We start from the raw sequence: 11,494 nt of genomic DNA, 5'->3' as shown, positions 1-11,494 counted from the left end.
AATACAAAAGGCAAGTTAGAGGATATACTGTTGGGCTAACAGGATTTTAAGCCTGTGGAGATGGTGGGTTACCACTTCTAAGAAGCAGGAATCCTCGTGGGCTTGCCCCGAGGAGGGTCAATTCAATTAGTGTCACTAATTACATTATAAGAGGAGGAACAGAAAATGAAAGGGAGAAACAATTATGTTAAAATCACCCTGGTTATAACTGCAGCCATAATTTTATCAGCTAGTTTATCTGTTTATGCTGTTGATGGAAGGGAAGTAATGGAAAGAGTTGATGAAAGAGATACAGGAAAAACAAGACATGTACTTATGGGTATGGATTTAATAGATGAAAATGGAAACGTGAGGCCCAGGGTTGTTGAGGTCTGGTCCAAAAAAATTGATATAAAAAACGATTTAGATCAGACAATTATGATGTTTCATGAACCAGCTTCTGTAAAAAATACTCGTTTTTTACAGATTGAAAATGATGGACAAGATGATGATCAATGGATATATCTTCCTGATTTGGGCAGAGTAAGAAGAATATCTGGGGGTCAGGGTGAAGATTCGTTTATGGGAACAGATTTTACATATGATGATATGAAATCCAGAGAGATAGATGATTTTGTATATGAGATGCTTAAAGAGGAAGAAATCAATGGTTATGATTGTTATGTTGTAGAAGCTGTACCAAAAAATCCAGAAGAGGAGCAGTATGCTAAAACAATAAGTTGGGTGACAAAAGAACATTATGTACCTTTAAAAGTAGAAATGTATCATAAAGACACTAAAAAATTGTATAAAGAGATGGTTGTGGAAAGTAAAGTAGAAAAGGTAAGTGGAGTCTGGACTGTGTATTCTATACTAATGAAGAATCTAGACACAGGCCACAGCACAAGATTATATGTAAAACAGCAGAATGGGAAATATCTGCTTGAATATAATAAAAAGATTAGTGACAGAAGATTTACTCAGCAGTATCTTAAAACAGGGCGTTAATGCAGGGGGAAATTAAAATGTTTAAAAATAGAAGTTTAATTTTTATAACTGCAGCTGTTTTCATTTTAATTGCGACAAATTCTATCTCTGCTTTTAATGGAAGCAGTTTTTATGGAGATGAAAAAACATCAGTTGAGGTAGGTGGAGAATTTTTCCCGGAATACAGGATAATGACTGATAATGGTGATTTGGAAGAAAATATAATGGGAGAAATAAATTTTACTTACCCTGGTAAAACACATGAATTTAAATTTCTGCTCGATTTTCAGGCTGGAGCAGCAGAAGAAATTGATTTTGATGAAGCATATTACCGCTACTATGGTGATAAATATCATTTTCTAATTGGAAAACACCGCCTAATATGGGGCACAGGAGATAAAGTTCATGTTGTTGATAATTTAAATCCAGAAGATATGAGTGATTTTATAAATCGAGAATATAAGGATAGGCAGATAGGCGAAGAAATGTTAAAAATAGACCGCTACTTTAGGGGAGGTAATGCCAGTCTTGAATTTGTTTACACACCTGATTTTAATGGACACAGGCTGGCGGATGACCCTGATAGCCCACTTGGAAACTGGATAATTAATCCTTTTGCTGATAAGTTTGAGCTTTCAGATCTGGCGGTTATTACACCATATACACAGACAGATATAATAAATAAATTTGAAAATTCTTTAGAAGGCGAAGAAAATCAATTTGGTCTCCGCTTTACAGACAGCAGACAGGGCGTGGATTATGGTTTCAGCTATTATAAAGGTTATCTTAGAGAACCAAGTTATAATCCTCAGGCCTTAAAACAGGGTTTAGATAATATAGATTTAAGTTCAAGTATAAGTTCAGCTGAATTTAATAAAATTTTAACTAATGCTGATTTACACTATGATGAAGTAGATATTTTTGGTTTTGAATTGGCGGGAGCTGCTGCTGATATAAACAGCCGTTTTGAATTAGCCTACTATCGAACAGATGATACATCTGGTAATAATCCATCAGTAAAAAATAATAGAATAGCCTGGATTATAGGTGGAGATAGAGATCTCCCCATAAATAATATTAATTTAAATATTCAGTTTAAAGGCACAAAAATTCTTGATGATGAACAGATTCAAAAAAATCATATTGATTACAACCCAGAGGGGGATTATACCTCACATAGAGCAATTGTAAAACTTAAAGACAGCTACAGCAGTGAAAAAATAATTCCAGAATTAACCTGGATTTATAATCTGAACGATAATGATTACAGTCTGGAAGCTGCTGTAGATTATGAACTGCAGCAGGATCTGCATCTTGAGCTGTCTCACAAAATATTTAATGGAGATAGAGAGACTACTTTTGGTCAATTTGATGATAATGACTTTACATCAGTAGGATTAAGATACAGCTTTTAGCCTGTACTGAGAGATGATGTCAGTATAATTGCAAAAAATATTATAAATTAATATCTGACAGGTTGACATTAAAAAGATGTCTGGATATAATAGTTTTGTGTACTTAAGGGTTTAAATACATATAAGTGATAGAGCGGGGGTGAATGTAGACAATGGCTCACGTAATTTCTGACGACTGTATCATGTGCGGTGCCTGTGAACCAGAATGTCCTGTGGATGCTATCAGCGAAGGTGATACACAGTATGTGATCGATGCAGATACCTGTATTGATTGTGCTGCATGTGTTGCTGTATGTCCTGTTGATGCAATCAGCCAGGCATAAATTTTCCAATAGGACCGGAGTGGTTAATACTCCGGTTTTTTTATTTGTTTTTATCTAAATCAGCCAAGAAAAATCCATCTAAATCTTGTTTTTGATTTAGGAGGAGAGGCACACTTAACTATAATTTTAATATTATGGAGAAAATTAAGCAGGATTTAATATTTGTATATAGAATAAATATTATGAAGACAATTAAAATAAGGAGATGAGATTTATGCATATGCATGAGTTAAAAAGTGTTGATCCCGAAATGGCTGATATAATTGCAGAAGAAGAAAAACGTCAGGCCCAGAATATTGAACTTATTGCCTCCGAAAATTTTGTTAGTGAGGCTGTAATGGAAGCCGCCGGTTCTGTGTTGACCAATAAATATGCAGAAGGATATCCACATAAAAGATATTATGGCGGCTGTGAAGTAATAGATAAAGCAGAAGAGCTGGCAATAAAGAGGGCAAAAGAGCTTTTTAAAGCAGAACACGTAAATGTACAGCCCCATTCAGGTTCACAGGCAAATCAGGCAGTATATTTTTCTCAGGTTCCAATCGGAGGAACAGTCCTGGCCATGGATCTGACACATGGAGGGCACCTCACTCATGGAAGTCCTGTAAATATGTCGGGTAAATATTATAATTTTGTCCATTATGGAGTAACAAAAGATAAGGAAATTATAGATTATGATCAGGTAGAAAAATTGGCAGAAGAAGTTAAACCCGAACTCATTGTTGCAGGAGCCAGTGCATATCCGCGTGTTATTAACTTTCACAGATTTAGAGAAATAGCAGATAAAGTTGGAGCCCTATTTATGGTGGATATGGCTCATATAGCAGGTTTAGTAGCAGCAGATCTGCATCCAAATCCGGTACCGGAAGCAGATTTTGTGACAACTACAACTCACAAGACACTTAGAGGTACCAGAGGAGGAATGATTCTCTGTAAAAAAGAATATGCAAAAGATATTGATAAGGCAATTTTCCCGGGCCTGCAGGGTGGTCCTCTAATGCACATAATAGCAGCAAAAGGTGTGGCTTTTAAAGAAGCACTGACAGATGAATTTGTGGAATATCAAAAGCAGATAATAAAAAATGCTAAAGTGCTTGCAGAGACCTTAAGCAGTTACGGTATGCGCCTTGTATCAGGTGGAACAGACAATCATATGATGCTGGTAGACTTAAATAACATGAATATAACAGGTAAGGATGCAGAAGCAGCACTAGATAAAGTAGGAATTACAGTCAACAAAAATACAATTCCCTTTGAGACAAGAAGTCCGTTTGTAACAAGTGGAATCAGAATAGGAACACCAGCTGTAACAACACGGGGAATGAAAGAGAAAGATATGAAGAAAATAGGAGAATTTATATTTGAAGCATTAAAAGCCTCAGATGATGAAAAAACCCTTGCAGAACTCAAAAAAGAGGTACATAAATACTCCGAAAAATTTGTTTAAGAATAAATAAAATTGTTGCACTGTGGAAAGTTTTAAATAAGAAATTCCTATCATGAAATGCTTTTAAATCGTAATGATACCAAAAATCGTTTTTTTGCAGTGTAATTATAAAATCAAAATAAAGATAAAAAAGGCCGGGGCTGCCCCGGCCTTTTTAATAAGAAAGGATAAAAATGAGTATAAAATTAATTGCATTTGATCTTGATGGAACTCTGCTTAATAATGAACACCAGCTGGAAATGGAAACAGTTGAAACAATAAAAAAATTACAGTCAAAAGGAATAACAACACTTACTGCAACAGGTAGAATGTTCTGCTCCGCTCTGCCCTATATTAAACAGCTGAATATCAAAGAAGCTGTTATAAATTATAATGGAGCCCTTGTTGTAGATCCAGTAAAAGAAGAAGTTATATTTCATGATCCAATACCACTTAAAACTGCAAGAGAGATTATTGAATTTGCTGCAAACGAAGGCTATTATCTGCAGGTTTACCTTGATGACAGACTTTTTATAGAAAAAAAACAGGAAGAAACATCTATATACGAAAAGACAGCTGGTATAAAGGCAGAAGAAGTCGGCAGTTTAAATGAATTTATCAAAAAGCCGCCAACAAAACTGGTAATAATAGAAAATGATTCAAAACTGCACAAGGAAATATATAATAAACTGTCAGAAAAATTTGCTGACAGACTTGAAGTAACAACTTCTATTAATAATTTTGTGGAAATGACAGCTAGAGATATTTCTAAGGCATCAGCCTTAAAAAAAATTGCAGATAAACTGTCTGTAAACAGAGAAGAAATTATGGCTTTTGGTGATGGATTAAATGATCTTAAAATGCTGCAGTGGGTTGGACATGGTGTGGCTATGGAAAATGGACATCCGGAATTAAAAGAAAACATAAAAAATATCGCTCCCAGAAATATAGAACTTGGTGCAGCAAAATATTTAAAAGCTTACTTTAATTTATAGTAGAATTATTCTGCCAGATCGACATCAGTTTGTAAAGCATTACTTCACAGTGATATAATAATTCTATAGACTAATATTTACTGTTTGATTTTTATCACTTTTATTTTACTTTTACTGGGCGCTGAAAGATTGCCGGCATTTATGGGAGTTGTCGGACTGTGTTGATAATTAATGCAAGTTCAAGGATGTTTAATTAATATTAGAGGGGAAGGGGATTGTTTTATGAGTGAATATTATCTGGGCATAGATCTGGGAGGAACCAAAATATTGACCGGACTTGGAGATGGAGAAGGAAATATCCTTGCATCTTCTCGTCGAGATACTCAGGCCGAGATGGGGGAAAAACATGTTATAAATAATATATTTAAGACAGTTGAGGATGTGCTCAAAAAAGCAGGTATTGCTACCGGTCATATAAAAGCACTTGGTATAGGTAGTCCTGGACCACTTGACATAAAAAACGGTATAATTGTTGAAAATTCCAATCTTCCCTGGAAAAAGGTACATATTGTAGAAATTATAGAAAATAAATTTAATATCAAAACCGTGCTGGAAAATGATGCTAATGCAGCTGCACTTGCAGAAAAATGGTTTGGAGCTGGAAGAGATGTTGACGATATGGTTTACCTCACAATTAGCACAGGAATTGGCGGGGGATCAGTAATAAAAAAAGAACTTTTTAGCGGATATTCTAATAATGCCTGTGAGATTGGTCATACTGTTATTGACCCGAATGGACCTCTCTGTGGATGTGGTAATCACGGCTGTTTGGAGTCTTTTGCATCTGGTAAATCTATTAGCAGGATGGCCAAAGAAGCGGTAAAATCCAAGCAGAGTGATCTTATATTAGAACTTGCAGATGGAGATATGGATAAAATTGATGCTGCTGTCTGTGCTGAGGCTGCCAGAAAAGGGGATAAAACAGCAGCAGAGATATTTTCGACCACAGGTTTTTATCTGGGGATAGGATTAGGCAATGTTGTTAATATTTTTAATCCACAGCTGATAGTTTTGGGAGGTGGGGTCATGAAGGCCTCTGATCTGTTTTTAGATAAGGCTCTTGAGGTTATGCACCAGAATGCTCTGGATGCATCTTTGTCTGTGCTAGAAGTAAAAAAAGCTGAATTGGGTGATAAAATAGGTTTAATGGGAGCACTGGCGGTTGCCATGAAAGAAAGGTTAATAAAAAATGGATAATAAGGAAAAATTACTTGTTTTAGATATTTTTAATAGGTTTGATATAGAAATTATTGCAGGTAAGGCAGGTATAAAGCGGGAGATCACTGTGAGTGATATAAAACGGCCGGGAATAGAGCTGGCCGGTTTCTGGAAATATTTTACTCCAGAGAGGATAAATTTAATAGGAAAGACTGAAATATCATTTCTCAATGAGCTGGAAGCAGATATTTTAAAACAGAGAATCGAACAGTTTGTTTCATATGATCCTGTCTGTATTATTGTTTCCAGTGGAGAAAAAGTTCCTGACCTGCTGGTCGAAAAGGCAGAAAAAGAAGGAATACCTCTTTTTTCTACCAAAATTTCTACAACCAGATTCAGCAGTATGCTGCTGAATTATCTGGAAGAGAAGCTGGCTCCAGTAAAGACAATTCATGGAGTTCTGGTGGATATCTATGGAATTGGAGTACTTATCACAGGAGAAAGCGGTATCGGGAAAAGTGAAACAGCAATTGAACTTGTAAAAAGAGGGCACAGACTTGTAGCCGATGATATAATAGAACTTCGCAAAGTGGCGGAAATGCGTTTAACAGGTATGGCACCAGAAAACTCACGCTATTTTTTGGAGATGAGGGGTATTGGTATTATAAATGTAAAAAATCTTTTTGGAGCTGGAGCCGTAAAGAATTCTTCTCCTATAAACCTGGTGACACGGCTGGAGAACTGGAAAAAAGGAGAAGAGTATGAACGTCTGGGACTTGACAGCCGGAAAACAGAAATAATGGGTATTGGAGTTGAAGAAATTTTGATACCTGTCAAACCGGGGAGGAATCTGGCCCTTGTACTTGAAGTTGCAGCCATGAATTTCAGAATGAAGTCAATGGGTTATAATGCTGCTGCAGATTTTGCTGAAAATATTTTGAGAAGATAACTGGAGGTAGGTGTCGGTGATTTTGGCTGTTAAAGAAGAAATTTTAGTAAAAATAATAACTTTTGTACTGCTGATAAATATTATTTTAATGATATCACTGTTTAGTATCATTGTTGAAGCAGCAGCTGACAGTCATGTTATTTTTAATAAAATGGATAATGCTGGAGATGATTATGGACCCGGCACTTACAATTATCCTTTAAACCATATTTTTAAGAAAGAAGGACACCTGTTTGATCTTCTGTCATTAACTATTTATGAGTCTGAAAAACACTACAGTTTTGAATTTAAATTTACTAAACTTAGCGATCCCTGGAACAGCAGATTTGGGTTTAGTCTGCCGCTGATAGAAATATATTTTGATAATAAAGATGGTGGAGCAGATAAGCTCTTTCAGAAAGGCGCCAATATAAGTTTTTCCGAGGATTTTAAATGGGATAAATATCTTAAAATAAGCGGCTGGTGGGTGCGTCTGTTTGAACCTGATGATATAGGAAAAGATCTTTACAATTTAAACGAAAATGCACTTATTGATCCTTTTGCTGCAAAAACAGCTGTTGTGGACAAAAGGGAGAATACAATAATTATGAGAATTGCAAAAAAAGAGCTGGGTCTGCTTGATAACAGCAAATTTGTTCTGCTGATAGGGAGTTTTGACCCTTTTGGTTTTGGCCACTATCGGAGTGTTTCAGATACTCCTGCTTCCTGGCAGTTATATGACTTAAGCGGCAGAGATATAAAAAAAGCTCCCAGTGTGGTTGATATTCTGGTTCCAGATGGTAAAGATCAGAAAAAAATACTTTCGGAAGGCGATTTGCCGGTGGTTCCTTATCTGAAGTTAAAACCATCAATGCCTGTTTTTAAAAAACTGACAGCATATTATTTTACAGAAAAAAACTTAATTATTGTATTTGCATTTCTATTTTATTTGTATTTAATCTATGTTTTTATAAAAAAGTATAAAGTTTAATTTAAACATAATATAGATTAATATAGTACAGATTCAATAATGAATTGGGCGGGCATATAAAGTTATGGAAGAGGTGAAATGATGTCAGATAAATCTTTAAAATTTTGCCGGGATATTTTATCTAAAGTTTCCAGGAGCTTTGCTCTGACAATCCCTATGCTGGATGATATAATTCGAAATGAGGTACTTGTTACATATCTTCAGGACAGAATTCTGGATAATTTTGAAGATGAGGTAGAAGAATTAGACTTTGCAAAAAGGAAAATGCTGATGGATACTGTCAGCAAAATATTTTCCAGTAGAGATTATGACAGAAATGAAGATTTTGAAATTATAGAAAAAAACAGCAGCTTAATTAAAAACCCGTCTTTAAGAGAGTTGAGTCACAACATAAGACAGGTTCATGCAGCCTATGATAAATTTGATGATCAGATAAAAGTATTTTCCTACAGCTGGTTTGTAGAAATGAATCAGGGTATGCAGAAATATTTGCAGAAAAAAGTGAGGACTTTTTCTGAACTGGATGAATACTGCTATTATGTAGCGGGAACCGTAGGAGGTTTTTTAACAGATCTCATTATTTACAAAATGGATATGGAAGATAGAAAAAAAGAAGTACTTAAGGAAAATTTTAATGAAGCAGGACTTTTTCTGCAGAAAGTTAACCTTATTCGTGATATTAAGGATGATCTGGAAAATAGGGCCAAACATTTTTGGCCACTTGCAGATCTAAAAATTACTGAAGAGGAGCTGAGAGATAAAGAGAATAAGTCAGGAGCTCTTAAAGCTTTAAATACAATGCTTAAAGATGCAGGCAAACATACTGAAGCACTTGTTAAATATTATAGGGCACTCCCAGATGAGCTTTCTGGATATAAGAAGTTTTTTGCGGTAAATAATGCACTGGGTGCTGCCACTTTAGAGAAGTTAAAAGATAACAAAGAAATATTTTATGGCAGCAGACCTGTTAAAGTATCGAAAATAGAATTTTTAAAAATATTAAAATCACCGGAAAAATATTTTATCAAAAAAATCCAGAAATTGAGCCTATAATTGGGAGCAGGATTGATGTTTTACTTTTTTATCAGCTTGATGTAAAATTAAATTAAGACAGATTATATAGGTTTTGAGAGGAGCCAGTTAAGCAGATGAATTTTTTTATAATAACAGGAATGTCTGGTGCTGGAAAATCAGTCGCCCTTAATTATTTTGAAGATAAGGGCTATTTCTGTGTGGATAATCTGCCGCCAGCACTTATATCAAAATTTGCAGAATTATGTTCAAAGTCAGAGATGAATAAGATTGCACTTGTAAGTGATATCAGAGGACGAGAATTTTTTACCGAATTATTTGAAGAACTTTCAAAACTGGAAGAATTACAGATTGATTATGATATATTATTTTTAGAAGCTTCAGATGAAGTTTTAATTAGAAGGTATAAGAAAAGCCGAAGAAGGCATCCCCTTGATCAGCAGGGAAGGATTTTAGAAGCTATCAAACGGGAGCGAAAAATTTTAGAAGAATTGAAAGGTAGGGCTGCAGAAACAATTGATACCAGCAATCTGGATATTAAAGAGTTTTATAAAAATCTCAGCCGCCTGCTCAATTTTGAGGAAAATTCAAAAGAATATCTGCCCATTACTCTGCTTTCGTTTGGATTTAAATATGGTCTGCCCCGTGATGCTGATCTGGTTTTTGATGTAAGATTTCTTCCCAATCCTCATTATATTTCATCATTAAAAAACCACACTGGGGAAGAGAAAGTAGTACGGGATTATGTATTGAAATGGCCTGTTACTCAAAAATTTCTGCAGAAATTTTATGCTCTGCTTGATTTTTTGCTTCCTGAATACAGAAAAGAGGGAAAAAGCCACCTTACTATCGCTATTGGTTGTACAGGTGGTAAACACAGATCTGTAACCACAGTTGTGAAACTTGCTGAAAGATTAAAAAAGATGGATTATAAGATAAATATAGATCACCGTGATTTAGATAAATGAGGAAGTGAAAGATTATGAATTTTTGGAAGTGGTTTTTACCCGGACTGGGGGTTAAAAGATGGCTGTTTTTAACTCTGCTCGGAATGATAATTTTGAGTGCGGGGATGAATCCATTTTTTGGTTTTGATCTAACATTATATCTTGAGAGCATATTATCAAATATAATAACAGCTGTTTTTCCAGCTTATTATGCTGTTATATTAAAATTTGTTGGGCTTTTTATGATTTTTTTCGGAATATTTATTATTTATTATTCCCTTTATAAAATTAAAGATGAACTGAACAAACAGCTTGCTCCGAATGATGAGCTAATAGACATACTCTATAAAAAGAAAAAGCTCAAAAAAGGGCCGGAAATTGTAGCTTTTGGTGGTGGAACAGGTCTGTCAAACCTGCTTAGAGGTTTAAAAAAATACAGTGATAATATAACAGCAGTGGTGACAGTGGCTGATGATGGTGGAAGTTCGGGTAGGCTCAGAGATGAGATGGGAATTCTTCCCCCGGGAGATATCCGCAACTGTCTTGTTGCACTTGCCGATAGAGAACCTCTGATGGAAAAACTTTTTCAGTATCGCTTTCAGTCAGAAGGACAGCTGGGAGGCCACAGTTTTGGTAATCTGTATATAGCTGCTATGACTGAGGTGCTGGGTGATTTTGAAGAAGCAGTTAGAGCTTCCAGCAAAATTCTTGCAATTCGCGGTCGAGTTCTTCCAGCCTCCAATGAAGATATAAAGCTGGGAGCACATTATCAGGATCGGGAAACGAGGATTGGAGAATCTGCCATTCCTGCTTATAACAAAAAAATAGAAAAAGTGTTTCTTAAGCCGGAAACCGCTGCAACAACTCCAGAAGTTTTGGAGGCAGTAAAAAATGCAGAAATTATTCTAATTGGACCGGGAAGCCTTTATACAAGTATTTTGCCCAACTTGCTTATCAAAGGTATTCCAGAATCTCTCAAAAAGAGCAGTGCATTAAAAATATATATTGCAAATGTTATGACTCAGCCGGGGGAAACAGATGGTTATACTGCCGCCGATCATGCCCGGGCAATAATTGATCATGTTGGTGAGGGATTATTTGATTATATAATAGTAAATGGAGAAAAAGGTTCTGCTGAAGTGATGAAACGTTATGAAGCAGAGGGTGCATTTCCTGTAAAGGTTGATGAAAAACGGCTAAAAGAGATGAACCTAAAAATAATAGAAAAAAATTTGCTTATGTCAGACAGCTATCTGCGTCATGATCCTGATGCACTGGCAGAGGTGATTTACAGGTTGTACGAAAGTAGGTGA

The 11,494-nt window shown here is 35.5% G+C and carries 11 protein-coding genes; all 11 read left to right on the top strand.

What is annotated here, in order from left to right:
• Positions 1–165 precede the first annotated feature (165 nt).
• The 11 genes from DFR78_RS08155 to yvcK all read left to right on the top strand — a co-directional run bounded on the left by DFR78_RS08155 (position 166) and on the right by yvcK (position 11,494).
• Positions 166–987, top strand: a complete 822-nt coding sequence (locus DFR78_RS08155; protein ID WP_114458344.1) for an outer membrane lipoprotein-sorting protein — start codon at positions 166–168, stop codon at positions 985–987.
• Between the two features lie 17 nt (positions 988–1,004).
• Positions 1,005–2,381 (top strand): hypothetical protein, encoded by a 1,377-nt coding sequence (locus tag DFR78_RS08150; protein WP_233487026.1) that lies wholly within the window; start codon positions 1,005–1,007, stop codon positions 2,379–2,381.
• A gap of 152 nt (positions 2,382–2,533) precedes the next feature.
• Positions 2,534–2,704, top strand: a complete 171-nt coding sequence (locus DFR78_RS08145) for a 4Fe-4S binding protein (protein WP_114458342.1) — start codon at positions 2,534–2,536, stop codon at positions 2,702–2,704.
• 220 nt (positions 2,705–2,924) lie between these two features.
• Positions 2,925–4,151 carry a serine hydroxymethyltransferase gene (gene glyA, locus DFR78_RS08140; RefSeq protein WP_114458348.1) on the top strand — a complete coding sequence of 409 codons (1,227 nt, stop codon included), beginning with the start codon at positions 2,925–2,927 and terminating at the stop codon, positions 4,149–4,151.
• A gap of 173 nt (positions 4,152–4,324) precedes the next feature.
• Entirely contained in the window at positions 4,325–5,125 is an 801-nt protein-coding gene (locus DFR78_RS08135) for a Cof-type HAD-IIB family hydrolase (protein WP_114458341.1), read from the top strand.
• A gap of 222 nt (positions 5,126–5,347) precedes the next feature.
• Complete coding sequence (locus DFR78_RS08130) at positions 5,348–6,322, top strand: ROK family protein (protein WP_114458340.1); 975 nt, start codon at positions 5,348–5,350, stop codon at positions 6,320–6,322.
• Positions 6,315–7,232, top strand: coding sequence for an HPr(Ser) kinase/phosphatase (gene hprK, locus DFR78_RS08125; RefSeq protein WP_114458339.1), 918 nt, complete (start codon positions 6,315–6,317; stop codon positions 7,230–7,232). Before DFR78_RS08130 ends, hprK begins: the two co-directional genes overlap by 8 nt.
• Before the next feature lie 16 nt (positions 7,233–7,248).
• Positions 7,249–8,202, top strand: a complete 954-nt coding sequence (locus tag DFR78_RS08120; protein WP_114458338.1) for a glucodextranase DOMON-like domain-containing protein — start codon at positions 7,249–7,251, stop codon at positions 8,200–8,202.
• Between the two features lie 81 nt (positions 8,203–8,283).
• The gene (locus tag DFR78_RS08115; protein WP_114458337.1) at positions 8,284–9,255 is read left to right on the top strand and encodes a squalene/phytoene synthase family protein; all 972 of its coding nucleotides are present in this window, start codon (positions 8,284–8,286) and stop codon (positions 9,253–9,255) included.
• 95 nt (positions 9,256–9,350) lie between these two features.
• A complete protein-coding gene (rapZ, locus tag DFR78_RS08110) occupies positions 9,351–10,202 on the top strand; it encodes an RNase adapter RapZ (protein ID WP_114458336.1) in 852 nt (283 codons plus the stop codon).
• Between the two features lie 14 nt (positions 10,203–10,216).
• Positions 10,217–11,494, top strand: coding sequence for a gluconeogenesis factor YvcK family protein (gene yvcK / locus DFR78_RS08105; protein ID WP_114458335.1), 1,278 nt, complete (start codon positions 10,217–10,219; stop codon positions 11,492–11,494).

The sequence above is a fragment of the Halanaerobium sp. MA284_MarDTE_T2 genome, from assembly GCF_003337245.1.
Lineage (GTDB): Bacteria > Bacillota > Halanaerobiia > Halanaerobiales > Halanaerobiaceae > QPJE01.
The sequence above is the reverse complement of the archived record's forward strand: the minus strand, read 5'-3'. Positions and strand labels throughout refer to the sequence as shown.